The 26,593-nt window shown below is 67.4% G+C and carries 20 protein-coding genes and 1 pseudogene; all 21 read left to right on the top strand.

What is annotated here, in order from left to right; genetic code table 11:
- Positions 1-164: 164 nt before the first annotated feature.
- The gene (flhB, locus tag CLM74_RS10470) at positions 165-1,295 is read left to right on the top strand and encodes a flagellar biosynthesis protein FlhB (protein WP_025878983.1); all 1,131 of its coding nucleotides are present in this window, start codon (positions 165-167) and stop codon (positions 1,293-1,295) included.
- Positions 1,292-3,394, top strand: a complete 2,103-nt coding sequence (gene flhA, locus CLM74_RS10465) for a flagellar biosynthesis protein FlhA (protein ID WP_032974843.1) — start codon at positions 1,292-1,294, stop codon at positions 3,392-3,394. Before flhB ends, flhA begins: the two co-directional genes overlap by 4 nt.
- A gap of 145 nt (positions 3,395-3,539) precedes the next feature.
- The gene (gene flhF / locus CLM74_RS10460) at positions 3,540-5,165 is read left to right on the top strand and encodes a flagellar biosynthesis protein FlhF (RefSeq protein WP_105164004.1); all 1,626 of its coding nucleotides are present in this window, start codon (positions 3,540-3,542) and stop codon (positions 5,163-5,165) included.
- Positions 5,152-6,039 (top strand): P-loop NTPase, encoded by an 888-nt coding sequence (locus CLM74_RS10455; protein WP_025878980.1) that lies wholly within the window; start codon positions 5,152-5,154, stop codon positions 6,037-6,039. Before flhF ends, CLM74_RS10455 begins: the two co-directional genes overlap by 14 nt.
- Positions 6,036-6,779, top strand: a complete 744-nt coding sequence (locus CLM74_RS10450; RefSeq protein WP_025878979.1) for an RNA polymerase sigma factor FliA — start codon at positions 6,036-6,038, stop codon at positions 6,777-6,779. Before CLM74_RS10455 ends, CLM74_RS10450 begins: the two co-directional genes overlap by 4 nt.
- A 19-nt stretch (positions 6,780-6,798) precedes the next feature.
- The gene (gene cheY / locus CLM74_RS10445; RefSeq protein WP_005413247.1) at positions 6,799-7,191 is read left to right on the top strand and encodes a chemotaxis response regulator CheY; all 393 of its coding nucleotides are present in this window, start codon (positions 6,799-6,801) and stop codon (positions 7,189-7,191) included.
- Positions 7,191-7,796 (top strand): protein phosphatase CheZ, encoded by a 606-nt coding sequence (locus CLM74_RS10440; protein WP_025878978.1) that lies wholly within the window; start codon positions 7,191-7,193, stop codon positions 7,794-7,796. The genes cheY and CLM74_RS10440 overlap by 1 nt, the downstream gene beginning before the upstream one ends.
- Positions 7,797-7,798: 2 nt before the next feature.
- The gene (locus CLM74_RS10435) at positions 7,799-9,625 is read left to right on the top strand and encodes a chemotaxis protein CheA (protein WP_105164003.1); all 1,827 of its coding nucleotides are present in this window, start codon (positions 7,799-7,801) and stop codon (positions 9,623-9,625) included.
- Between the two features lie 145 nt (positions 9,626-9,770).
- Positions 9,771-10,511, top strand: a complete 741-nt coding sequence (locus CLM74_RS10430) for a flagellar motor protein (protein WP_025878976.1) — start codon at positions 9,771-9,773, stop codon at positions 10,509-10,511.
- Between the two features lies 1 nt (position 10,512).
- Positions 10,513-11,358, top strand: a pseudogene (gene motD, locus CLM74_RS10425) (flagellar motor protein MotD); the annotation flags it as partial.
- A gap of 172 nt (positions 11,359-11,530) precedes the next feature.
- Positions 11,531-12,313 carry a ParA family protein gene (locus CLM74_RS10420; RefSeq protein ID WP_025878974.1) on the top strand — a complete coding sequence of 261 codons (783 nt, stop codon included), beginning with the start codon at positions 11,531-11,533 and terminating at the stop codon, positions 12,311-12,313.
- The gene (locus CLM74_RS10415) at positions 12,310-13,674 is read left to right on the top strand and encodes a chemotaxis protein CheW (RefSeq protein ID WP_105164002.1); all 1,365 of its coding nucleotides are present in this window, start codon (positions 12,310-12,312) and stop codon (positions 13,672-13,674) included. The genes CLM74_RS10420 and CLM74_RS10415 overlap by 4 nt, the downstream gene beginning before the upstream one ends.
- A 94-nt stretch (positions 13,675-13,768) precedes the next feature.
- Positions 13,769-14,077 (top strand): STAS domain-containing protein, encoded by a 309-nt coding sequence (locus tag CLM74_RS10410; RefSeq protein WP_032975458.1) that lies wholly within the window; start codon positions 13,769-13,771, stop codon positions 14,075-14,077.
- Entirely contained in the window at positions 14,074-14,439 is a 366-nt protein-coding gene (locus CLM74_RS10405; protein ID WP_025878971.1) for a response regulator, read from the top strand. Before CLM74_RS10410 ends, CLM74_RS10405 begins: the two co-directional genes overlap by 4 nt.
- A 45-nt stretch (positions 14,440-14,484) precedes the next feature.
- A complete protein-coding gene (locus CLM74_RS10400) occupies positions 14,485-16,464 on the top strand; it encodes a chemotaxis protein CheA (protein ID WP_105164001.1) in 1,980 nt (659 codons plus the stop codon).
- 385 nt (positions 16,465-16,849) lie between these two features.
- Complete coding sequence (locus CLM74_RS10395; RefSeq protein ID WP_025878969.1) at positions 16,850-19,096, top strand: methyl-accepting chemotaxis protein; 2,247 nt, start codon at positions 16,850-16,852, stop codon at positions 19,094-19,096.
- Between the two features lie 213 nt (positions 19,097-19,309).
- Positions 19,310-20,083, top strand: a complete 774-nt coding sequence (locus tag CLM74_RS10390) for a flagellar brake protein (RefSeq protein WP_025878968.1) — start codon at positions 19,310-19,312, stop codon at positions 20,081-20,083.
- Between the two features lie 230 nt (positions 20,084-20,313).
- Complete coding sequence (locus tag CLM74_RS10385) at positions 20,314-20,805, top strand: chemotaxis protein CheW (protein ID WP_025878967.1); 492 nt, start codon at positions 20,314-20,316, stop codon at positions 20,803-20,805.
- Positions 20,806-20,942: 137 nt separating this feature from the next.
- Positions 20,943-21,326, top strand: coding sequence for a hypothetical protein (locus tag CLM74_RS10380; RefSeq protein ID WP_025878966.1), 384 nt, complete (start codon positions 20,943-20,945; stop codon positions 21,324-21,326).
- A 98-nt stretch (positions 21,327-21,424) separates the two neighbouring features.
- Positions 21,425-23,800, top strand: coding sequence for a methyl-accepting chemotaxis protein (locus tag CLM74_RS10375; protein ID WP_032975460.1), 2,376 nt, complete (start codon positions 21,425-21,427; stop codon positions 23,798-23,800).
- Between the two features lie 522 nt (positions 23,801-24,322).
- A complete protein-coding gene (locus CLM74_RS10370; protein ID WP_105164000.1) occupies positions 24,323-26,587 on the top strand; it encodes a methyl-accepting chemotaxis protein in 2,265 nt (754 codons plus the stop codon).
- Positions 26,588-26,593: the final 6 nt, after the last annotated feature.

The following is a 26,593-nucleotide window of genomic DNA, read 5'->3' as shown; positions in this document are numbered from 1 at the left end:
CCGGGCCATGCCCGGCGGATGCATTGATCCAGGCTGCCCGCTCGCCGGGCATGGCCCGGCGCTACCGGTACCTGCTCCGGCGGGCGCCAACTGCGGTTGGCACATGCACCCGTAACGGAACGAATCTTGCACGCACTCCGGCATCCCCTGCTGCAGTGCCTGTGATGTCCGAGAACGAATCCGCCGGCGAAAAAACCGAACAACCGACAGAAAAACGCCTGCGCGACGCCCGCGAACAGGGCAACCTGCCGCGCTCGCGTGAACTGGGCACGGCCGCCGTGTTCGGCGCCGGGGTGATCGCGGTGATGGCCATGAGCGGCTCGATGGCCAGCGGCGCCAGCGCCTGGATGCGCCATGCGCTCAGCCCCGAACAGAGCCTGCGCCAGCACCCGAAGGCGCTGTTCGGCCACTTCGGCGACCTGCTGCTGCAGCTGATGTGGGTGATCGCCCCGCTGGTGCTGGTCTGCCTGCTGGCCAGTTTCCTGGCGCCGGTGGTGATGGGCGGCCTGCGCTGGTCGGCCAAGGCGATGATGCCCGACATCAACCGCATGAACCCGATGAGCGGGCTCAAGCGCCTGTACGGCCCCGAAGCCATCGCCGAGTTCATCAAGTCGCTGCTGCGGGTGGCCTTCGTCGGCATCGCCGCCGGCATGGTCGTGTGGACCAGCTTCAACACCCTGCGCGGGCTGATCCACCAGCCGCTGGAAACGGCCATCGGTGACGGCCTGGGCTTCACCCTGCGGTTGCTGCTGGCCACCGCCGGGGCGATGCTGGTGCTGGCCGCCATCGACGCGCCGTACCAGCGCTGGAACTGGATGCGCAAGCTGAAGATGACCCGCGAGGAGCTGCGCCGGGAGATGAAGGAAAGCGAAGGCAGCCCGGAAGTGAAGGGCCGCATCCGCCAGCTGCAGCAGCAGATGGCCAACCGCAGGATGATGGAGGCGGTCCCCACTGCCGACGTGGTGGTGGTCAACCCCACCCACTACGCGGTGGCCCTGAAGTACGAAGGCGGGGCCATGAATGCCCCCACCGTGGTCGCCCTGGGCGTGGATGAAACCGCCCTGCGCATCCGTGAAGTGGCCGACGGCAACAAGGTCGCCATCGTCTCTGCCCCGCCTTTGGCACGCGCCTTGTATCGGGAAGGCCAACTCGGCAAGGAAATCCCCGTGAGACTGTATTCAGCCGTCGCCCAGGTCCTCTCTTACGTCTACCAGCTGCGCAGCTGGCGGACCGGCCCGATGCCGTCCACGCCACACATCCAGGTTGATGAGTTCGGCAACGGGGGCCGTCCATGAGCGCCCAGGCATCCAGCTTCAATACCCGCCGCGCGCTTGAAATGATCCGCCAGGGCCTTGGCGCGCCGCTGATCGTGCTGGCCCTGCTGGCCATGGTCGTGGTGCCGCTGGCCGCGCCGGTGCTCGACGCATTGTTCACCTTCAACATCGCCATCTCGCTGATGGTGCTGCTGGCGGTGGTCTACGTGAAGCGCCCGCTGGACTTCACCATCTTCCCGATCGTGCTGCTGATCACCACCATGCTGCGGCTGGCGCTGAACGTGGCCTCCACCCGCGTGATCCTGCTCAACGGCCAGAACGGCCACGAAGCGGCCGGCAAGGTGATCGCCGCATTCGGTGAGTTCGTGATCGGCGGCAACTACGCCGTCGGCATCGTGGTGTTCGCGATCCTGACCATCATCAATTTCGTGGTCATCACCAAGGGCGCCGGCCGCGTCTCGGAAGTGACCGCGCGCTTCATCCTCGACGCCATGCCCGGCAAGCAGATGGCGATCGACGCCGACCTCAACGCCGGTTTGCTGACGCGCGAGGAAGCCAAGCTGCGCCGCGAGGAAGTACGCGAGGAAGCCGACTTCTACGGTGCGATGGACGGTGCCAGCAAGTTCATCCGCGGCGATGCGATCGCCGGCATCCTGATCCTGTTCATCAACATGCTGGGCGGCCTGGCCGTGGGCGTGCTGCAGCATGGCATGCCGTTCGGCGATGCCGCCGCCACCTACACCCTGCTGTCGATCGGTGACGGCCTGGTGGCGCAGCTGCCGGCACTGCTGGTCTCCAGCGCGGTGGCGATGCTGGTTACCCGTGCCTCGCGCTCGCAGGACATGGCGCAGGCGATGACCGGCCAGGTGTTTGGCCAGTACCGTGCGCTGGCCATCACCGCCGGCATCCTCGGCGTGGTCGGCCTGGTGCCGGGCATGCCCAACGTCGCTTTCCTGACGCTGGCGGCCATCCTCGGCTTCATCGCCTGGAAGGTGTACCGCAAGGGCCTGGTGCCGGCGCAGGCCGACACCGCTGCAGGCGACGCCAACGCACTGAACGCGCTGGGCCGCCCCGCTGCCCCCGCACCCACCGCGGAACTGAGCTGGGACGAGCTGCGCCCGGTCGATCCGCTGGGCCTGGAAGTGGGCTATCGATTGATTTCGCTGGTGGACAGCAACCAGGGCGGCGAGCTGATGCCGCGCATCAAGGGCGTGCGCCGCAAGCTGACCCAGGACGTCGGCTTCCTGATTCCCTCGGTCCACATCCGCGACAACCTGGAACTGCCGGCCAACGGCTACCGGGTACTGGTGCATGGCGTGCCGGTGGCCACTGCCGAGATCCATCCCGACCGCGAACTGGCGCTGGACCCGGGCAGTGCCCTCGGTCCGCTGGAAGGCATCGCCGGCAAGGACCCGGCCTTCGGACTGGACGCGACCTGGATCCAGCCACACCAGCGGGCCCAGGCCGAAACCCTGGGCTATACCGTGGTCGACCCGGCCACGGTGGTGGCCACCCACCTTTCGCACCTGATCCGCGAGCACGCACCGGAACTGCTCGGCCACGAGGAAGTGCAGCACCTGCTGGCCAACCTGGCCAAGAGCGCGCCCAAGCTCGTCGAAGATCTGACGCCGAAGGCGCTGCCGCTGTCGGCGGTGGTGCGCGTGCTGCAGAACCTGCTGGTCGAGCGCATTCCGATCCGCCAGCTGCGCAAGATCGCCGAAGCACTGGTTGAACACGCCCCGCACAGCCAGGACCCGGCCACGCTGACCGCCGCCGTGCGCACCGCACTGGGCCGCTTCATCGTGCAGGAGATCGCCGGAATGTCGGCGGAGCTGCCGGTGTTTACCCTCAACCCGCAATTGGAACGTGTCTTGCAGGAGTCCACGCAGGGCAACGGCGCCGCGCTGGAACCCGGACTCGCTGAGCGACTGCACCAGAGCCTGGCCGAATGTGTCAGCAAGCAGGAAGCCCGCAACGAGCCCGCGGTGGTGCTGGTACCAGGCCCGGTGCGTGCCGCGCTGGCCCGCCTGGTCCGCCACAGCGTTCCGTCGCTGTCGGTCCTGGCCTACAGCGAGGTGCCGGAGGACAAGCGCCTGAAGCTGGTCGGAACGATCAGCTGACGCCGCCCTGCAACGCGCCAGAAAACAGACACCACTTTCAAACACCCGCAACAGACAGATTCCAAGGGGAACCCGAACCGTGCAGACCACCGACCATCCGCGTTCTCCGACCGCCACTCCGCCGACTTCGTCCCGTGACCACAGCATGAAAATCAAACGATTCGTCGCCGCCGACATGCGCTCGGCCATGAACCTGGTGCGCAAGGAACATGGTCCTGATGCCGTGATCCTGTCCAACCGCCGGATCGAGGAAGGCATCGAGATCGTGGCCGCCGCCAACTACGATGAGAGCGCCGTGCAGCGCGCCCTGGAAGCGTCGCGCCGCGACGTGGCACCGCCGCCCGCGCCGAAGCCGCGCAGCGCCGCCGACGCAGTGATCGCCGCGGTCACCCGCCGTCGCAGCGGCACCCCGGCACCGGAGCCGGTGGCCGCCACCACCTCGGCCGTCGCCGCCCTCGCCCGCGCCGCCGTCGGCGCTACCGGCCGCACCCTGGACAGCGCCGACGAGATCGTGCCGACGCGTGGCAGCACCGGCTTTGCCGCCACCCTGGCGCGCGCCGCCGTCAATGAATCGACGCTGCCGGAACAGATCTTCGCCCCGTTTGCCGACGCCATCGTGGCGCCCTCGCCCTCGCCTGCGGCAGCCGCGCCGGTGAACCGCGCCCGCTTCCAGATCGACCCGCCGCTGGAAGACAGCGCGCAGCTGCCGGCAGTGACGCCGCCGCCGTTGCCGGTTGCCCTCCAGGCCACCACGGCACCCGAAGACCAAGCCTCACACGCGCAGGATGTCGTGCAGCCGACCGAGGCTGCACCGGCACCGATGCCGGCGCTGGCGCCAGCACCCGCGCTGACCCTGGTCGCCGATGACGCCGAGATCCGCCACCTGCGCCAGGAAGTGGCCGGCATGCGCCAGGTGATCGAGCGCGAGATGAACCGCTTCACCGACGAGCGCCTGCGCGGCAGCCCGGTGCGTGCCACCGCGCTGGACCTGATGGACGAGTACGGCTTCGATGCCGGCATCGCCCGCGACGTGGCCATGCAGATCCCGCTGGAAACCGAAGCGCATCGCGGCCGCGGCCTGATGCTGGGGCTGATCTCGCGCAAGCTGCCGATCGCCCCGGTCGATCCGATGGAGGAAGGCGGCGTGATCGCCCTGGTCGGTCCGACCGGCGCCGGCAAGACCACCACCATCGCCAAGCTGGCCTCGCGCTTCGCCGAAGCCCATGCCGCCCGCGACGTCGCCCTGGTCACCACCGATACGATGCGCATCGGCGCCCGCGAACAGCTGTACGGCTACGGCCGCCAGCTCGGCATCGCCGTGCACGAGGCCAACAGCGGCACCGACCTGGACCAGCTGCTGGAACGCCTGAAGGACTACAAGCTGGTGCTGATCGACACCGCCGGCCTGGGCCCGCGCGACCGTGCGCTGGCCGCCCAGCTGCAGTGGCTGCGCGCCGCCCGCCAGGTCCGCACCCTGCTGGTACTGCCGGCCAACACCAGCTTCGGCGACATGGACGAGGTGGTCCGCCGCTTCGGCGCGGCCAACCTGCAGGGCCTGGTGCTGAGCAAGCTGGACGAGACCGGCCGCTTCGGCAACGCCCTGTCGGTGGCGGTGGACCACAAGCTGCCGATCACCTGGGTGACCGATGGCCAGGACGTCCCGGACGACCTGCACCGGGCCAGTGCAGCCAATCTTGTACTTCGCCTTGAAGATTTGCGCCGCGCGGCCGATATGCCCTGCAACCCGGAGTTGAACCATGCCGTCGCGTGAGTACGCCAAGCTGACCACCACCTTCCCGCTGACGGCGACCCGCAGCGAGCCGCTCGGCCCTGTGCGCACGATTGCCGTGACCGGCGGCAAGGGCGGCGTCGGCAAGACCAACGTATCGGCCAACCTGGCCGTGGCGCTTGCGGGAATGGGCAAACGCACCCTGTTGCTGGACGCCGACCTGGGCCTGGCCAACATCGACGTGATCCTGGGCCTGAGCCCCACCAACACCCTGGCCGACCTGGTCGCTGGCCGCTGCAGCCTGGATGACGTGATCATCGAAGGCCCGAACGGCGTGCTGGTGGTACCGGCTGCGTCCGGCCGCCGGCACATGGCCGAGCTGGCCCCGGCCGAGCATGTCGGCCTGGTCAACGTGTTCTCCGAACTGGAGCGCGAGCTGGACATCATGGTGGTGGACACCGCCGCCGGTATCACCGATGGCGTGCTGACCTTCTGCCAGGCCGCGCAGGACACCGTGGTGGTGGTCTGTGATGAACCGGCCTCGATCACCGACGCCTATGCGCTGATCAAGGTGCTGTCGCGCGAACGTGGCGTGGACCGCATCCAGGTGGTGGCCAACATGGTGCGCGACCCCAACGAAGGCCGCGTGCTGTACGAGAAGCTGACCCGCGTCTGCGAGAAATTCCTCGCCGATGTCTCGCTGAACTACCTCGGCTGCGTGCCGCAGGACGACTGGCTGCGCCTGTCGGTGCAGCGCCAGCAGCCGGTGGTGAAGGCCTATCCGTCCAGCCCGTCGGCACTGGCGATCACCGAGATCGCCCGCCGCACCGCCCGCTGGCAGGCACCGACCGAGCCGCGCGGTGGCGTCGAGTTCTTCCTCGAACGCATCATCAAGCAGCGCGGGGTGGCAGCATGAAAGGCGCCGCCCAGTACAGAGAGGTCCAGCGCACGGCGGCCAACGAGGTCATCGCCCAGCACTCGGACCTGGTGCGCCGCATCGCCCACCATCTGGCCGCACGCCTGCCGGCCAGCGTTGAGGTGGACGACCTGATCCAGGCCGGCATGATGGGCCTGATCGAAGCCTCGCGCAGCTACGACGCCGACCAGGGTGCCTCGTTCGAGACCTACGCCTCGATCCGCATCCGCGGTTCGATGATCGATGAGATCCGTCGTGGCGACTGGGTACCGCGTTCGGTGCACCGCCGTGCACGTGACGCTGCAGCCACCATCCGCCGCCTGGAGCAGAGCACCGGCCGCGCCGCCAGCGCCACCGAAGTGGCCGCCGCGATGGAGATGCCGCTGCCCGAATACCTGCGCCTGATGGAGGACGCCTCGCGCGGCCAGGTACTGAGCCTGGAGTCGCGCATTGAAGACCAGGGCGAGCTGGACACCGTCGCCCAGGGCGGCCCGACCCCGCAGCAGGTACTGGAACGTGGCGAGTTCGGCCGCGAGCTGGGCAATGCCATCGGCCACCTGCCCGAGCGCGAACAGCTGGTGCTGTCGCTCTACTACGAGCAGGAACTGAACCTGAAAGAGATCGGCGCAGTGCTCGGCGTGAGCGAGTCGCGGGTCTGCCAGATCCACGGCCAGGCGGTCCTGCGCCTGCGTGGCCGACTGAAGATTTTCGAGGCGGCCGACGCCGGCCTCGAGAGCTGATCAACAAAGGAACTCTGCTTTGAACAAGAACATGCGCATCCTGATCGTCGACGATTTCTCGACCATGCGTCGTATCGTCAAGAACCTGCTGGGCGATCTGGGCTTCACCAATACCGCCGAAGCCGAGGACGGGCATGCCGCGCTGTCGCTGCTGCAGAGCCAGCCGTTCGACTTCGTGGTCACCGACTGGAACATGCCGGTGATGACCGGCATCGAACTGCTCAAGGCCATCCGTGCCGATGCCAAGCTGAAGACCCTGCCGGTGCTGATGGTGACTGCCGAAGCCAAGCGCGAGCAGATCATCGAAGCGGCGCAGAACGGCGTGAACGGTTACATCATCAAGCCGTTCACCGCACAGACGCTGGAAGAGAAGCTCGGCAAGATCTTCGAACGCCTGGCGGCCAGCGCTTGATGGATACCACGGTCGACAAGAGCGCCCTCGCCCTGCGCCTGCAGGAAGCCCTGGATGCACTGGAATCCGGCGACGAGGCCGCATGGCGCCAGCGCATCGACGGCCTGGTCGCGCTGCGCACCCAGCCGATGATGAGCGGCCTTTCGCGGCTGGCCCGCGAGCTGGGCCAGGCGCTGGGCGAACTGCCGACCGTGCCCGATGAAGCCGGCGAGCTGGACGATGCCTGCGCGCGCCTGGACCACGTGGTGGCGATGACCGAACAGGCCACCCACCGCACCCTGGACCTGGCCGAAGAGTGCCGCAGCCTGACCGAACAGCTGCGCGCCGACGGCCTGCAGCCGGGCCAGGACGTGCAGCTCGACCGCATCCGCCACAACCTCACCGAGATCGCCCTGACCCAGAGCTACCAGGACCTGACCGGGCAGATCATCCGTCGCGTGGTGGGCATCGTCCGCCGCGTGCACGAAGGCTTCGGCGCGCTCGGCCTGCCGCCGGAACAGCATCGCACCGATCCGGAACTGGCTGGGCCGGCACTGAAGGGACTGGACCGCCATGCGGTCTCGCAGAACGACGCCGACGACCTGTTGTCGGATCTGGGGCTGTAACCATGGGCGCAGTAGCCGACGACATCACTGCCGATTTCATCATCGAGGCCCAGGAGATCCTGGATCGCCTCGGCGAACAGCTGGTGTCGCTGGAACAGGCACCGCAGGACAATGAACAGCTCAACGCGGTGTTCCGCGGCTACCACACGCTGAAGGGCGGCGCAGGTTTCCTCGGCATCACCGCAATGGTCGAGCTGTGCCACGCCGCCGAGGAAGCACTGGGCGCCGCACGCGCCGGCCAGGCCGTCCTGCAGGCGCATCACTTCGATGCCGCCCAGCAGTCACTGGACTACCTGCAATCGATGCTTGACGCGGTGTCTTCGGGCACCGAGCCGGGCTTTGCCCCGCCCGAACTGGTCGCCCAGTTCGACGTGCATGGCGGCGGCGCTGCCGCGCCTGCGGCCGCGACGCCGGGTGCGGGCGGCGGCGACCTGATCACCGACGACGAATTCGAGGCCCTGCTCGACCAGCTGCATGGCGGCAAGGCCCCGACAACCGTGGCGGCGGCGAAGAAGGCCGACGACATGATCAGCGAGGACGAGTTCGAAGCATTGCTCGACCAGCTGCATGGCGGCGCCGCCCCGGGCAGCAACACCGCCGCAGCGGCTGTTGCGGTACCGGCACCGCGATCGGCGCCCTCGCCGGCCCCGCCCGCTGCCAAGCCCGCACCCAACAAGCCTGTCGCCGAAGCCGAACACACCGTGCGCGTGGATACCAAGCGCCTGGATGCCATCGTCAACCTGATCGGCGAACTGGTGCTGTCACGAAACCGGTTGAAGACGCTGCGCGCGCGCCTGCGCGATGAAGAGCTGGACCGCGCCGTGTCCACGCTGGATATCGCCACCGCGCGCCTGCAGTCGGCGGTGATGCGCACCCGCATGCAGCCGGTCGGCAAGGTGTTCTCGCGCTTCCCGAAGGTGGCGCGCGACGTTGCGCGTTCGCTGAAGAAGGAAGTGGACCTGGAACTGATCGGCGCCGAAACCGAGCTCGACCGCAACCTGGTCGAAGCGCTGGCCGACCCGCTGGTGCACCTGGTCCGCAACGCCATCGACCATGGCGTGGAAATGCCTGACCTGCGCGAAGCGCAGGGCAAACCGCGGATGGGTCACGTGCGCCTGTCGGCACAGCAGGAAGGCGACTACGTCAGCATCGAAGTGCAGGACGATGGCGCCGGCATCGATCCGGAAAAACTGCGCGCCAAGGCGCGTGAGAAGGGCCTGATCGATCCGGAAGCCGCCGCCCGCCTGAGCAGCGAGGAATGCCTGCACCTGGTGTTCCTGCCAGGGTTCTCGACCAAGCAGCAGGTCACCGACATTTCCGGCCGCGGCGTCGGCATGGACGTGGTGCAGTCGCGCATCCGTGAGCTGAGCGGGCAGATCCAGATCCAGTCGGAACTGGGCCGCGGCAGCCGTTTCATGATCCGCGTACCGCTGACCCTGGCGATCCTGCCGACCCTGCTGGTGCAGGCCGGCGAAGACGTCTACGCACTGCCGCTGGCCCGTGTGATGGAAGTGCTGCATGCGCCGCGCACCTCGTTGGGCTGGTTCGACGGCCGCGCCGTGCTCGACCGCCGCTCGCACACGCTGGCGCTGGTCGACCTGCGGCAATGGCTGGATGTGACGCCGGCCACCTCGCCCCTGCTGACCATCGTCGTGCTGCAGGCCGGTGAAGCACGCTTCGGGCTGGTGGTGGACCAGGTGCGCGGGCGTGAGGAAGTGGTCATCAAGCCACTGCCCAAGGCCCTGCGCGGCCTGCGTGGTTATGCCGGTGCAACCCTGATCGGCGATGGTCGCATGGCGCTGATCCTGGACGTGGACGGGCTGCGCTGAAGCCCGCCGGGCATGGCCCGGCGCTACCGGAAACGGCCCGCAGGGTAGCGCCGGGCCATGCCCGGCGACCCGAAAACTGTGACTACCGTCTGTACACGACCTACCGGTGTCTCAAGTCCCATTCATACAAGCCGATACCGGACCCATGGATAGACTCAGCCTCATTGGACTTTTCCTCGCCCTGGCCTCGCTGGTCGGTGGCAGCATCCTCAAGGGCGCCGGCCTGGCGTCGTTGTGGTCGCCTGCGGCGTTCGTGATCGTCATCGTCGGCACCATCGCCGCAATCCTGCTGCACACCTCGCCAGCGGTGTTCAAGCACGCCTTCAAGATCGTGCGCTGGGTCGTGCGGCCGCCGCACAGCGACCGTCGTGAACTGATCCAGCAGATCGTGGAATGGAGCAACATCGCCCGCCGCCAGGGCCTGCTCGGCCTGGAATCGCAGGTGGAAGCGCAGCAGGACCCGTTCCTGCGCAAGGGCCTGCAGCTGCTGGTGGACGGCGTTGAACCCGAATCGATCCGGCACATGCTGGAGATCGAACTGGGCAGCCAGGAGCACCAGGACCAGGCCGCTGCCAAGGTGTTTGAAAGCATGGGCATCTATGCGCCCACGCTGGGCATCATCGGCGCCGTGCTCGGCCTGATCGCGGTGATGAAGAACCTCGCCGACCCGAGCAAGCTCGGCCACGGCATCGCCGCCGCGTTCACTGCCACCATCTACGGCATCGCCTCGGCCAACCTGCTGTTCCTGCCCATCGCCGCCAAGCTGAAGGGCGTGATCGCCCATTCCAGCCGCGACCGCGAAATGGTCATCGAAGGCCTGATCTCGATTGCCCAGGGCGAGAACCCGCGCAACATCGAAACCAACCTCTCCGGCTTCCTGCACTGACATGGCCCGCCGCAAGCACCACGAAGAGCACGCCAATCACGAGGCATGGGCCATCCCCTATGCCGACCTGATGACGCTGCTGCTCGCCTTCTTCGTGGTCATGTACGCGATCTCCTCGGTCAACGAGGGCAAGTACCGGATCATGGCCGACGCCCTCACCGATGCCTTCGGTGGCGCGCCGCGCACCATCAATCCGGTGCAGGTGGGCAACAAGCAGGTGCAGGGCGGCGGCTGGGACAGCCCGTCGGTGATCAAGTCCGGCACCAAGATCGGGCCGTCCGCTCCCGCGCCCTCGCATGACCCCACCCTGCTGCCGGCGATGGCCTCGCAGATGCGCATGCCGGTGTCGGTGCACAACCAGGAACAGATCGCGCGTGCCGAGCGCCAGCTCAACAGCATCGCCGACCGCCTGACCGCGGCGCTGGCGCCACTGATCGACCGCGGCATGATCAGCGTGCGCCGTACCGAACTGTGGATCGAAGTGGAGATCAACAGCGACATCCTGTTCCCGACCGGCTCGGCGGCGCTGGACGTGCATGCGCGCGACACCCTGGCCAGCCTGGCCGGCGTGCTGCGCGACGTGCCCAACAGCGTTCGCGTGGAAGGACACACCGACAACGTGCCGATCGCCACCGCCACCTTCCCGTCCAACTGGGAGCTGTCGGCCGGGCGCGCGGCCAGCGTGGTGCATCTGTTTGCCGACCAGGGGCTGCAGCCATCGCGGCTGGCGATGGTCGGCTACGGCCAGTTCCGCCCCCGCGAAGACAACGACAGCGCACAGGGCCGCAATCGCAACCGGCGGGTGATGGTCATCATCCTGGCCGACACCAGTCATTCGGTGGACCCGCTCGGCGAACGCCTGAATGCCGCCACCGGCGCTGCCCGCAGCGCCAGCGAACAGGCCGCCACCGCACCGGCCACCACCCCCACTTCCCCCATCGCACCGGTGCAGTTGCCACCGGTGCCGGCTGGCAGCCGTGTCGGCGCCGCCGTTCCCCCGGCAATGAAGGAGTAATCCGATGCGCATCTGGGCAGTCGCCAACCAGAAGGGCGGAGTCGGCAAGACCACCACCACCCTCGCCCTCGGTCGCGGCCTGGCCGCGCTCGGCCACCGCGTGCTGCTGATCGATCTCGATCCGCATGCCTCGCTGACCCGCGCCTTCGGCGTGCCGATCGAGCCGGCACCGGCCGGCGTGCTGGAGCTGTTCGGCGCACCGCCGGCCGACCTGTCCACGCTCAGCCATGCCAGCAACATCGGCGGACTCGATTACGTGTGCGCGCAGGCTTCGCTGGCTACGCTGGAACGACGCAGCGCCAACCAGCCTGGCCTCGGCCTGGCCCTGCAGAACGCGCTTGCCCGTCACCAGGGCCAGCACGACTACATCCTGCTGGACTGCGCACCGACCCTGGGCCTGCTGATGATCAATGCGCTGGCCGCGGCCGATCGCCTGATCATTCCCACCCAGGCCGAGCCGTTGGCCCTGCACGGCCTGGATGGCATGGTCCGCACCGGCGAGATGGTCGAGCGTTCGCGCCGCCGGCCGCTGCCGATCTCGATCCTGCCGACGCTGTTCGACCGCCGCACCCGCACCGGCAATGAATCGCTGCGCGCCATGCAGGACCGCCACGCAAGCCGCGTCTGGGAAGACGCGATTCCGATCGACACCCGCATCAGCAACGCGGCCGGCCTGACCCTGCCGAGCATCGGCGAGGACTACCCGGGACGCGGCCTGGCGGCCTATCGGCGTGCGTTGAACTGGATCCTCGGTGAGGACGCACGTGCCCTGGAGCAGGCGGCATGAACACCACCGGCATGCTGGACGACTATCTGGACGAGCTGCTCGGCGACATTGCCGTCGCACCGCTCGCCGCTGATGCCGCGCCACGCCCGACGAGCGCAGCAGCCGACGGCGAGCGCGAGCCGACCTGGGATGATCTGCCGGCCGAAGTGATCTACGAAACCGACGCCGTCGCAGTGGCCCCGGCCAACGACGATGCTTCGCTCGAAGCCGCATTCGACGCGGCTGCCACGCCTGCGGCCGACACCGGGCGCGAGCCGACCTGGGACGATCTGCCGGCCGAAGTGATCTACGAAACCGACACCGTCGCAACCGCTCCGGCCAATGATGATGCGGCGCTGGAAGCCGCCTTCGACGCCGTTGCCACGCCTGCGGCCGATACCGGGCGCGAGCCGACCTGGGAGGATCTGCCGGCGGAAGTGATCTACGAAACCGACGCCGTCGCAACCGCTCCGGCCAACGATGATGCGGCGCTGGAAGCCGCCTTCGACGCTGCTGCCGCACCTGCCGCCGACGCTGACCGCGAGCCCACCTGGGACGACCTGCCGGCCGAGGTCGTCCATGAAACCGCGCCCGTGGCCACTGCCGCTGTCGCACCGCCCGCGCCGGAACCCACCTGGGATGACCTGCCGGACGAAGTGATCTACGAAACCGACGCCGCCGACAGCTTGGCGCACACCGACAGCCCCGGATTGCAGGCCGCCTTCGAAGCCGCCGCCGACGGCGAGGTGGTTGCTGCCATCGCTGCGCCGGCCGTTGCCAAGGCCGCCGCGCGCCCCGCACCAGCACCGATGCCATCGATGACCCGCGCCGCCGTCGCACCGCCGCCACGTCTCGCGGTGGACACACCCTCCAGCAACCGCCCCGGTTCCTGGCAGGAGCTGCAGGCCCAGGCGCATCAGCCCGCCAGCAGCCCGCATCCGCAGAACCGCCGCGCCGGCGAACGCACATCACGTTGGCTGCGCCTGCGCTGTGGCACCCAGGCCTACGCGCTGGAACTGCTGAAGGTGCAGGAAGTGGTGCTGCCGGTGCCGTTGCTGCCACTGCGCGGCACTGCCCCGGAAATGCTCGGCATCATGAACCTGCGTGGCCAGGTGGTGCCGGTGATGGATCTCGGCCTGCACCTGGGTGCGGCCTCCGCCGAGGATGACGCGCAGACCCGCATCGTCGTGCTTGAGGAGAACGGCGAGACCCTGGGCCTGCGTGTGTCGGCCGTGGAGGACGTCGCCAACCTGACCGACTCGCAGATCGAGCCACCCGATACCGCCCGCATCTGCCAGATCTCCAATGAACTGTTCCGTGGCGTGGCCCGCATCAGCCAGCGGCCGATGATCCTGCTCGACGCCACGCAGCTGCTGGGGTGAATCCGTGCTCTGAATCGGCGCGCAGCGCCGATACCCCTAAAGAACCGCCCCACGGTGCCGTTATGAATGCTGGAACCGTTTGTCCGGAGCAACGATGAGCACTGTCGAACTGGGTGAGGATCTCGGCATCGAGAGCAGCACCGAGCTCAAGAACCGCCTTTCGCCCTTGGTGGCGGAAGCAGGCGAGCTGACCCTGGATGCAAGCCAGGTCGGCCGCATCCACACCGCCAGCATGCAGGTGCTGTGCGCCTTCGTGCAGGCCCGCCGCGAGGCAGGCCTGGGCACCGGCTTCCACGGTTGCACTGCAACCTTCCGTGACGCTGCACGCCTTTTGGGCGTCACCCAGGCCCTGGGCCTGGACGTACCCCATGACAACCTGAAATCTGTGGAGAACGCTGCATGAGCGCACGTATCTTGGTGGTGGACGATTCGGCGTCGATGCGCCAGATGGTTTCCTTCGCCCTCACCTCGGCCGGTTTTGCCGTCGAAGAAGCTGAAGACGGCGCGGTCGCGCTCGGACGTGCCAAGGGCCAGCGCTTCAATGCGGTGGTCACCGACGTCAACATGCCGAACATGGACGGCATCGCGCTGATCCGCGAACTGCGCCAGCTGCCGGACTACAAGTTCACGCCGATGCTGATGCTGACCACCGAGTCGGCAGCGGACAAGAAGTCCGAAGGCAAGGCCGCCGGTGCCACCGGCTGGCTGGTCAAGCCGTTCAATCCCGAACAGCTGGTCGCCACCGTGCAGAAAGTGCTGGGCTGATCGCCCCGCACTGCTCCCCCTCTTCGCTTCCGGATCGCCACTGCCATGAGCATGGACCTGCAACGCTTCCACGCCACCTTCTTCGAGGAGAGCCGCGAAGGCCTCGACGCCATGGAGGCTGGCCTGCTGGCCCTGGAATCGGGACAACAGGACCCGGAGATCATCAACTCGGTGTTCCGTGCCGCCCACTCCATCAAGGGTGGCGCAGGCACGTTCGGTTTCGATGCCATCGCCGGGCTGACCCATGTGCTGGAAACGCTGCTCGATGAGCTGCGGGCCGGCAAGCGCGCACTGGAAGGCAACGCCGTCGATGCGATGCTGTCGTCGGTAGACGTACTGCGCGCCCTGTTGCGCGAGGCCGAGCACGGCCAGCCCGCCGATCCTGCAGCGGTCGCTGCGGTGAAGGCACGCCTGGAAGCGGTGCTGTCCGGCCAGGCGCCCGCCGCCGCTGCACCCGCTGCCGCCAGCAAGATGGACGACACGCCGGAAGCCTGGCAGATCGGCTTCACCCCGGCGCCGTCACTGTTCATGAGTGGCAACGACCCGTTGCGCATCATCCGCGAACTGGAACACCTGGGTTCGCTGCAGGTGGCCGCGCGCATGGATCGCTTGCCTGGCTTCGCCCAGCTCGACCCGCTCGAAGCCCACCTTGCGTGGGACCTGGGCCTGGTCGGCAAGGTGCCGCGCAGCAAGATCGAAGACACCTTCGCCTGGGTACTGGACGACTGCGAACTGGACATCCGTCCGGCCGCACCGCCAAGCCTGGCCACCCAGGCACCGGCCGCCGCGCCGGTCGCTGCTCCTGCGCCCGCCGCTGCCGCACCGGCTGCAAATGCCGGCGGCAACCAGGAAGCGGAAACCTCCATCCGCGTCAGCGTCGACAAGGTCGATGCACTGATCAACCTGGTCGGCGAACTGGTCATCACCCAGGCCATGCTCAAGCAGGTCTCGCACGCGCTGGACCCGGTGCATGCCGAGAGCCTGTTCGCCGGCTTGGACCTGCTTGAACGCAATACCCGTGACCTGCAGGAGGCTGTGATCGGCGTGCGCATGCTGCCGGTCGACGCAGTGTTCCGCCGCTTCCCGCGCCTGGTCCGCGACCTGTCCGGCCGCCTGGGCAAGCACGTGCGCCTGCGCACCATCGGCGAAGGCACCGAGCTGGACAAGGGCCTGATCGAGAAGATCGCCGATCCGTTGGTGCATCTGGTCCGCAATTCCATCGACCACGGCCTGGAAATGCCGGACGTGCGTCGCGATGCCGGCAAGGACGAGACCGGCACGATCACCCTGGCGGCATCGCACCAGGGCGGCCACATCGTCATCGAAGTCAGCGACGACGGCCGCGGCCTGAACCGCGAGAAGATCCTGGCCAAGGCGCAGGAACGCGGTCTGGCCGTACCGGACAACCCCACCGACTCGCAGGTCTGGGACCTGATCTTCCAGCCCGGCTTCTCCACCGCCGATGCCGTCACCGACCTGTCCGGTCGTGGCGTGGGCATGGACGTGGTCCGCCGCAACATCCAGGCGCTCGGTGGTGAGGTGCAGATTGAAAGCGGCCTCGGCACCGGCACCCGTACGCTGATCCGGCTGCCGTTGACCTTGGCCATCCTCGACGGCATGACCGTGGCGGTGGCCGGCGAAACCCTGATCCTGCCGCTGGCCTACGTGCTTGAAGCACTGCAGCCGCAGCCTGACGACATCCGCAGCATGGCCGGCGAAGGCCGCGTGCTGCGCGTGCGTGGCGAATACCTGCCGATCCTGTCGCTGAGCGAGTACTACGGCTATGGCCAGCGTGCACCCGGCAGTGAATCGCTGGTGGTGGTGGTTGAAGGCGATGGCCAGAAGATCGCGCTGGAAGTGGACGAACTGGTCGGCCAGCAGCAGGTCGTGGTGAAGAACATCGAGAACAACTACCGCCGCATCGGCGGGGTCTCCGGTGCGACCATCCTCGGCGATGGCCGCGTCGCCCTGATCGTCGACATCGGCGGCCTGGTGCGTTCGCTGCGGGTGCCGCAGGCCGCCTGAGCTGTGCTACACGTTGTACCTGACCGCCGCCCTCCGGGGCGGCGGTTTTCGTTTGCGCGCGGGCGCAGGCAGCAATCGTACCCACGCGCAACGCGGCGGCGCCCGCAACTGTGAACTCCGTCGTCCTGCGTCGTGAACCTGATCGGGCGCATGGTTTCGCCTGAAACCACGCCGCCACGGCGAAAGCCCCGCCACTGCTCGCTTTCCGTTGGTTTCCCCTACGCCAGCGAATGTGACATCGGTCCATAAAGTACGGCGCAGCTGCGCCGCTATCTCGGGTTGACGGCAGTCACCGATCCTTCACCCGGCCCCACCGTTCCCTCCTGCAACGACCTTTTGCCCGCGGCGCCGCCGCCGGTATTCTGCCCACCTTGGAGCACCCTGCATGAAGTGGTTCCACGATCTGCCCATCGCCCGCAAGCTGGCTGTGGGATTCACCCTGACCACCCTGATGACCGTCGTGCTGGGTGCGTTCGCCCTGGTCCGCCTGTCAGAAGCCAACGCCAAGCTGACCTCGATGGCGACCAACGACATTCCATCGGTGCAGTACCTCGGTGAAGTGCGCTCGCAGCTGGGTGAGTTCCGCACCTATGAACTGGCCCAGATCAGCATGCTGGACCAGCCGGAGAAAGTGGCCGACTACAACAAGCGCATGAACGACACCGCTGCAGTGGTGCGCGAGCAGCTGGCGGCCTATGCCAAGCTGCCGTCCGGCGACAAGGAGCGCACGCTGTACCAGGCCGTGCAGGCCGACGTCGATGGCTACTTCGCCGCCAATACCAAGCTGCGCGAAGCGGCCACCGCCGGTGATGGCGAAGCGGCCCGGCAGATTTCCGATGAGCAGTCGCGCCCCCTGCGCCGCAAAGCCTTCGAAGACCTGAAGGCGCTGGGTGCGCTGCTGGGAACCCAGATGCAGGGCAAGATCGACGACGCCAACGCGACCCACCGCAACAGCATGCTGGCCATCATCGCCGCCATCGTGCTGCTGGTCGTGGTCGCCGCCACCCTGGCGGTGATCATCTCGCGCGCCGTGGTCGGCCCACTGGGCAAGGCAGTGCATGCCATCCAGGCCGTCGCCCGCGGCGATCTCAGCGTCACTACCCAGGCCACCGGCAAGGATGAGGCGGGTCGCATGTTGGCGGCCACCGCGGAGATGACCGCGATGCTGCGTCGCTTCTCCGAGCAGACCCAGCTGATGGCACAGATGCATGCCGGCCCCGATATCAGCCACCGCATTCCGGAAGACTTCCCGGGCGTCTATGGCCAGCTCGCCGGCGGCATCAACACGGTCATCTTCGAACACCTGGATGCGATCCGTGATGCCATCGATGTGCTCAACCAGTACGCCACCGGCAACCTCGCCCCCGATGCGCGCCGGTTGCCGGGCAGCCGCGCGATCCTGCACGAATCGATGGATGCGGCCAAGGCCAGCCTGCTGGCCATCAACACGCAGATCCAGCAGCTGGCATCGGCCGCCGCCGCCGGCGACTTCAGCCAGCGCGGCGATGCGCAGCGCTTCGATCACGATTTCCGCGTGATGATCGAGCAGCTCAACAGCATGATGGAGGTCGCCGACGGCAATCTTGGCCAGCTGTCGCAGCTGCTGCAGTCCATCGCCGCGGGCGACCTGACCGCACGCATGGACGGCCAGTTCCACGGCGTGTTCGCCCGCATGCGTGACGATGCCAACACCACCGTCGCCCAGTTGACCCAGATCGTCAGCCAGATCCAGGCCAGCACCTCGAGCATCACCCTGGCCTCGGGCGAAATCGCCTCCGGCAATAGTGACCTGTCGCGCCGTACCGAACAGCAGGCCGCCAATCTGGAAGAAACCGCCGCCTCGATGGAGGAACTGACCTCCACCGTGCGCCAGAACGCCGAACATGCGCGCCAGGCCAACCAGCTCGCCATCGGTGCGCACGGCGTGGCCTCGCAGGGCGGTGAAGTGGTCGGCCAGGTGGTCACCACCATGTCGGCCATCGAAGCCTCATCGAAGAAGATCGCCGAGATCATCTCGGTCATCGATGGCATTGCCTTCCAGACCAACATCCTGGCGCTCAATGCCGCAGTGGAAGCGGCCCGTGCCGGCGAACAGGGCCGTGGCTTCGCCGTGGTCGCCAGCGAAGTGCGTACCCTCGCCCAGCGCTCGGCTGCCGCCGCCAAGGAGATCAAGGGGCTGATCGACGAATCGGTCGGCAAGGTCGCCGAGGGTTCCAGCCTGGTCCACCAGGCCGGCAGCACCATGGGCGAGATCGTCGCCTCGGTGCAGCGCGTGACCGACATCATGGCCGAGATCTCCGCCGCCTCGCAGGAACAGTCGGCCGGCATCGAGCAGGTCAACCAGACCGTGGTGCAGATGGACGAAACCACCCAGCAGAACGCCGCGCTGGTGGAAGAAGCCACCGCTGCAGCACGGGCGATGGAAGACCAGGCCGCACAGCTGGGCGAGGCCGTCGCACGCTTCCGCCTGGCCGCACCGAGCGCGGGCAATGCGATACCGCGCGCAGCCATGGCCGTGGCCAGCAGTGCTCCGCGCAAGGCGGCGCCCGCATCCATCGCCGCACCGGCGCGCGTGCGCAAGCCCGTTGCGCAGCCGGCCCTCGCCGGTGACGGCGACTGGCAGGAGTTCTGATCGCAGCATCGGGGTGGCCGCGCGCCACCCCGTCAGCGGAAAGGCAGCGCCGGGCCATGCCCGGCCCGGGCACCACGCTTGCCCGACCGCCGCGGGCATGGCACAACGGAGCAAACGAGTGCGTTCGGTGCTACATAAATCCGCAACGCAGCCGATACCTCTTTCGAGCCACGCGCCCACACGCGTCGGCGCCCGCCCCTGACCACAGATTCCATGTCCGACGGCCACGACACTGCACTGCCCGAAGTCCATGCGGCCGACGCCGCGGATGATCGCTTTCTGGTCCGCAACCCCCGCCAGGTGCGGCAGCTGCTGCGTTCACTGATCGACCAGCGATCACTGATCAACGCCCATATCGACGGCCGCGATCGATCCTTCCCCACCGCCCTGCTTGAACTGGACGACGACGAGGATTTCCTGCTGCTCGATGGCAGCCCGCAGGAGGCTTCCAACCGCGCCGCCGAACAGTCCGACCACCTGCTCTGCTTCGCCCAGCTGGAACGGGTACTGGTGCGTTTCCGCCTGCATGACCTGCAGCGCGTGGACAACGAGGGCCATGTGGCGTTCCGTGCACCGCTGCCCGATGAACTGGTGCACCTGCAGCGGCGCGAACTGTACCGGCTGGAGACCCCCATCACCGACTCACCGCAATTGCTGCTGCCACCGGGCGAGGCCCGCGCCGAAGCCTTGTCGATGCGCGTGGTGGACATCAGTGGCGGCGGCCTGGCGGTAACCGTGCCCACCGACTGCGCCATCTTCAGCCTGCAGCAGCGCTACCGGGCGCAGCTGTCGATGCCCGATGGCCCTGACCTGCAGATCGAACTGGTGGTCTGCAACCTGCTGCCGCAACGCCTGCCCAACGGCACCGAGGTCAAGCGCGTCGGCATGCGCTTTGACGACCTGCCGCGCGGTGGCGACAGCGCCATCCAGCGCTACATCTTCCGCATCGACCGCCAGCGCAAGGCACGCCGCAACGGCGAGCTCTGACACCCCCACGGCGGGTGGTGCCGGCCGCTGGCCGGCAACCTCGAAACCGCGTGGATACCGGTGCCAGTAGATCCACGCCATGCGTGGATGCAGGAACCAGTAGATCCACGCCATGCGTGGATGCAGGAACTGCCGGCCAGCGGCCGGCACTACCAGATGCCTAAAGTCCCCCACCCAGGGGCCGATATCGAGCCTGACACCGGCACTTCCGGCAGAACCAGGACCCCTCGATGAACGACAAGAACAGCTCCGCCGCCGGCGCCGATGGCGAATTCCTCAGCTTCACCCTCGGTGCCGAGCACTACGGCGTGGACATCCTCAAGGTGCAGGAAATCCGCGGCTACGACGCCGTCACCCGCGTCCCCGATGCCCCGGACTACATCAAGGGCGTGATCAACCTGCGCGGCACCATCGTGCCGGTGATCGACCTGCGCCTGAAGCTGCGCCTGGAAGATGCCCGCTACGACGCCTTCACCGTGATGATCGTGCTCAACGTGGAAGACCGCGTGGTCGGCATCGTGGTCGACAGCGTCTCCGACGTGATCCCGCTGTCGGCCGAGCAGATCCGCCCGACCCCGGAATTCGGCGCGGCCGTCGACACCCGCTTCATCTCCGGCATCGGCACCCACGACGACCGCATGCTGATCCTGCTGGATATCGAAACGCTGCTGGACAGCGCCGACATGGGCCAGACCAACGTCGTCGAAGACGCTGCCGCCTGAGCAAACGGACCTTTTTCACGTTTCTGTTACGCAGCCCTTCAGTTCCCCTCATCCACGCCGATAGGGGGACAGAAGCCGGTCGCGCAGGAACGCGCCAAGGCCGGATCCACCATCACCATCCCCGGAGAATCACCCCGATGAAGTCCCTGCTTGCGTTCGTTTCGGCTGCCGTCCTGGCCACCACCGCTTCCTCCGCCTTCGCGCAGTCGGCCGAGATGATTCCGCCGGAGATGGCACCGCGCGCCGTCGGCAAGGACGGCATGGTCTGCGGCAAGGTCGAAAAGGCCCGCTTCGCAGAAGGTTCCGAAGGCCAGCCGACCTTCCTGTACATGGGCGGCGCCTTCCCGCGCCACACCTTCTCGGCACGCATCGCCGGCGAGAACCGCGGCAAGTTCTCCTTCCCGCTGGAAACCCTGGAAGGCAAGACCGTGTGCGTGATCGGCAAAATCCAGCGCGACGCCTCGCGCGCGGAAATCGAAGTCAGCTCGCCGTCCAGCCTGAAGCTGGCCAACATCAAGTAATCCGCTGTCCGTCAGACCGCGCCGGCCAGCGTGCCGGCGTGGCTGTTGCAACCGGGCCCCGCGCCCGGCCGCGTCTGCCTTAGGAGATCGCAACGCCCATGCCGTGGATCAACAACCTGAAACTGATGCCGAAGCTCATGCTGACCTTCGGTGTCCTCTTGCTGGTGATGCTGCTGCAGGGCATCGTCGCCTACCGTGGCCTGCATTCGCTGAACAACGTGACCACCGAGCTGGCTGGTTCACGCATGGAGAGCATCCGCATGGCCGGCGAGATGCGCGGCATGCTCGGCGAGTACCGCAACAGCGCCTACCAGCAGCTGATCCGCGCCAGCGACGACGTCAAGGCCGACGCCCGCAAGCAGGCCGTCGAACTGCGCACCAGCATGGACAAGTCGATCAAGGACTATCCGAAGCTGGTCGACAACGCACAGCAGAAGAAGCTGTTCGACACCTTCGCCAAGGACTGGAAGGACGCGCTGGCCTCCTATGACAGCGTCACCGAAATGCTGGAGCTGGACCTGCCCGACGATGCGATCGACACCTTCGTCGGCGAGACCCGCACCAAACACCGCAAGGCCGGCGCCGCGCTTGAAGCGCTGATCGCCGAAGACAACCGCCTCGCCCGCGCCTCGCGCGACGAAGCCGCCTCCACCTACTCCGCCTCGGCCGTGCTGACCGTCATCGCCCTGCTCGGCGGCGCCGCGCTCGGCCTGGTGCTGGTGTGGCTGTTCGCCCGTGCCCTGGTCGGCAGCGTGCGTGGCGCCGTCTCGGTGGCCAACGACGTCGCCGGTGGCAAGCTCGATGGTCACATCGATGTCAGCCGCCAGGACGAAGTGGGCGAACTGATGCAGGCCATGCAGCGCATGCAGCGCGACCTGCGCGAGCGCACCGAAACCGACCAGGCCATCGCCCGCGAGAACCTGCGCATCCGCACCGCGCTGGATTACAGCTCGACCGGCGTCTACCTGACCGACCCCAACAACACCATCGTCTACAGCAACCGCGCCCTGCAGCAGACCCTGGCCCAGTACCAGGACGAGCTGCGCCGCGACCTGCCCGACTTCGACGTCCACGCCTCGCTGGTCGGCAAGCCGGTCACCGTGCTTGAACACCGCGGCGAGATGGACAACACCCTGCTGGCCAACCTCAAGCAGCATGGCGTTGCCCGCCGCCCGATGCAGTACGGCGATGCCCAGTTCGCCCAGGTCGTGTCGACCATCCGCAACGAAGACGGCGACACCGTCGGCTACGTAGTGGAATGGCGCGACCGCACCCAGGAAGCGCAGGTCGAGGCGGAAGTGGCACGGGTGATCGCCCAGGCCGCTGCCGGCGACCTGTCCGGCCGCATCGATGCCAACGACAAGGAAGGCTTCTTCCTGCAGCTGGCCCAGCAGATCAACGGTCTGCTGGACGCCAACTCGGGCAGCATCGAACAGATCTCCGGCCTGCTCGCCGCACTGTCGCAGGGCGACCTGACCGTGCGCATGCATGGCGACTACCAGGGCGTGTTCGCCCGCATGCGCGACGATGCCAATGCCACCGCCGCGCAGCTGAGCGAGATCGTCACCCGCATCAAGCAGTCCAGCCGTGCGATCAGCTCGGCCGCAGGTGAAATCGCCTCCGGCAACAGCGACCTGTCGCGCCGCACCGAACAGCAGGCCGCGAACCTGGAAGAAACCGCCGCCTCGATGGAAGAACTGACCTCCACCGTGCGCCAGAACGCCGAGCACGCCCGCCAGGCCAACCAGCTCGCCATCGGCGCGCACGGCGTGGCATCGCAGGGCGGCGAAGTGGTCGGCCAGGTGGTCACCACCATGTCGGCCATCCAGGCCTCGTCGAAGAAGATCGCGGAAATCATCTCGGTCATCGACGGCATTGCCTTCCAGACCAACATCCTGGCGCTGAACGCCGCAGTGGAAGCGGCCCGTGCCGGCGAACAGGGCCGTGGTTTCGCCGTGGTCGCCAGCGAAGTCCGTACCCTCGCCCAGCGCTCGGCCGCCGCCGCCAAGGAAATCAAGGGCCTGATCGACGACTCGGTCGGCAAGGTCAACGACGGCTCGGCACTGGTGCACAAGGCCGGCGCCACCATGGGCGAAATTGTTGCCTCGGTGCAGCGCGTCACTGACATCATGTCCGAGATCTCTGCTGCCTCGCAGGAGCAGAGCGCCGGCATCGAACAGGTCAACCAGACCGTGGTGCAGATGGACGAAACCACCCAGCAGAACGCCGCGCTGGTGGAAGAAGCCACCGCCGCCGCACGTGCGATGGAAGAACAGGCGGGCCACCTCAGCGAGGCGGTCTCGATCTTCGTGGTCGACGAAGCCGAAGCCGTGGTCGCCACGCGCGCACCGGCACCGCGCGCGTCGGCACCGGCAGCCCCGGCTCCGGCAGCGGCGGCACCGCCGGCCCGCCGCAGCACCGGCGGCCGATCCATGGCCACCGAACTGGCTGATGGAGACTGGCAGGAATTCTGATTCCCGCCTGACCTGAGGCACGAAAACGCCCCGGCCCTGCGCTGGGGCGTTTTTTTTGCGGCCTCGCCAGGTGTTGTCCAGCCAACGGCGCAGTGCTTCCGGGGTCAGATCCGTTTTCCGCAGGAAAACGGATCTGACCCCTCTTTCCAATTGGAAACTCAACGCACTTGCCGTCCGACACCGGGATGCTAGATGAGTCGTGCGGGGATGGGCTGGCGGGACCGTTGGCGCCATGGATGGCGCCATCGAGCCCCCATGGACGGGTTTACGGCGTGTCCCGCCAGCCCATCACCGCACGGCTCCCCCTCAACATTGCAGGGCCGACCATCCGCTGTTGCTGTTGCTGTTGCTGTCGCTCCAAAAGCCTGCCGCCGGCAGCGCCGCAGCCGCCGCTGCAAACGAACCTGAATACGTTCGAACAGCCCACCTCAATCCCCCGCCCCCGCGGCCGATAACGGTCATGTCACCGCTGCTCCCGATCAGCACCGGCGCCTCCACCCACCACCACCCGGGTACTGCTCGATGAATCTCCTGCATCGCTGGCAACACTACTTCAGCAATCTCTCCGTCCGACGCAAGCTCAATCTGCTCACGCTGCTGATCGCACTCGGCGTGATCGCGCTCTCGGTGATCGCTGCCCGCATGCAGTACCTGGACCTCAATGAAACCCGCAAGTCGTCGTTGAAGACCCAGGTTGAACTGACCTACGGCATCCTCGACCACTACCACGGGCTGGCCGCCAGCGGCGAACTCACCGAGCCCGCCGCCCGCCAGGCCGCGCTCGATGCGCTGGCGCGCATGCGCGCCGACAGCGATACGTATTACTACAGCGTCTACGACACGAACTACCGCGTGCTGATGCATCCGTTCCGCAAGGACCTGATCGGCAAGGACATGAAGGACTTCCGCTCCGAGGACGGCGTGCAGCTGTTCCACGACCTGGTGGAAGTGGCTCGCAAGGGCGGCGGGGTGGTCTCCTACAAGTGGGCCAAGGCCAACAGCGAAGGCCTGTACGACAAGGCGTCCTACGCCGGCCTGTTCAAGCCCTGGAACTGGGTGGTCAGCAGCGGCGTATACATGGATGACGTGCAGCAGCAGGCACTGGTCTTCACCGCCATCATGACCCTGTCCGGCGGCGTACTGGTGCTGATCGTGCTGGCATTGAGCTGGGTCATCGGCAACCGCATCGCACGCCCGCTGAAGCAGGCCACCGCCGTGGCCGAAGGCATTGCCGGCGGCAAGCTGGACAGCCACATCGGCCCGCAGCCGCATGACGAAACCGGCCGCCTGCTCGAAGCCATGTCGCGCATGCAGCAGCAGCTGCACGCGGTCATCAGCGGCCAGCGCGAGATGGCGCGCCGCCACGATGGCGGTGAACTCAGCTACCGCATCGACGCCAGCAGCTTCCCCGGCGAATACGGACTGATGGTGCAGGAAACCAACGTCCTGGTCGGCAGCCACGTGCAGACCCTGCACGATGTACTGAACGTCGTGCAGCAGTACGCCGTGGGCGACCTCAGCAGCGACATCGCGCGCTATCCGGGCGAAAAGGCGGCGATGACCACCACCGTCGACACGGTCAAGGCCAACCTCGGCCGCATCAACGCCGAGATCAAGCAACTGGCCAGTGCCGCCGCCGCTGGCGACTTCAGCCAGCGCGGCGATGCACAGCGCTTCGATCACGATTTCCGCACCATGCTGGAAAACCTCAATGCCATGATGGCAGTCAGCGATGACAACCTCGGCAAGCTCTCGCAGCTGCTGTCGTCCATTGCCGACGGCGACCTGACGGCACGCATGCACGGTGACTACCAGGGCGTGTTCGCCCGCATGCGCGACGATGCAAACGCCACGGTCAGCCAGCTGACCCAGATCGTCGGCCAGATCCAGGCCAGTGCCTCCAGCATCACCCTGTCGGCCGGCGAAATCGCGTCGGGCAACAGCGACCTGTCGCGCCGTACCGAGCAGCAGGCGGCCAACCTGGAAGAAACCGCCGCCTCGATGGAGGAACTGACCTCCACCGTGCGCCAGAACGCCGAACACGCGCGCCAGGCCAACCAGCTCGCCATCGGCGCGCACGGCGTGGCCTCGCAGGGTGGCAGCGTGGTCGGCCAGGTGGTCACCACCATGTCGGCCATCGAAGCATCCTCGAAGAAGATCGCCGAGATCATCTCGGTCATCGATGGCATCGCCTTCCAGACCAACATCCTGGCGCTGAACGCCGCGGTCGAAGCGGCCCGTGCCGGCGAACAGGGCCGTGGCTTTGCCGTGGTCGCCAGCGAAGTGCGTACCCTCGCCCAGCGCTCGGCCGCCGCCGCCAAGGAGATCAAGGGGCTGATCGACGACTCGGTCGGCAAGGTCGCCGAGGGTTCCAGCCTGGTCCACCAGGCCGGCAGCACCATGGGCGAGATCGTCGCGTCGGTGCAGCGCGTGACCGACATCATGGCCGAGATCTCCGCCGCCTCGCAGGAGCAGTCCGCCGGCATCGAGCAGGTCAACCAGACCGTGGTGCAGATGGACGAAACCACCCAGCAGAACGCCGCGCTGGTGGAAGAAGCCACCGCCGCCGCGCGGGCGATGGAAGACCAGGCCGCACAGCTGGCCGACGCCGTGGCGATCTTCCGCCTCGACAACCAGGTCGCTGTCGCAGTGAAGGCGGTGACCGCCAAGGTCGCGCCGAAGGCTGCCAGCCCTGCGCCTTCGCGACCGTTGTCGACGCCCGCACCGATCCGCCGTACCCACTCCAGCACCGTCGTCTCCAACGACGGCGACTGGCAGGAATTCTGATCCTCG

The sequence above is a fragment of the Stenotrophomonas sp. MYb57 genome (assembly GCF_002966815.1).
Taxonomy (GTDB): domain Bacteria; phylum Pseudomonadota; class Gammaproteobacteria; order Xanthomonadales; family Xanthomonadaceae; genus Stenotrophomonas; species Stenotrophomonas indicatrix.
This window is presented reverse-complemented; position numbering and strand designations above follow the sequence as displayed.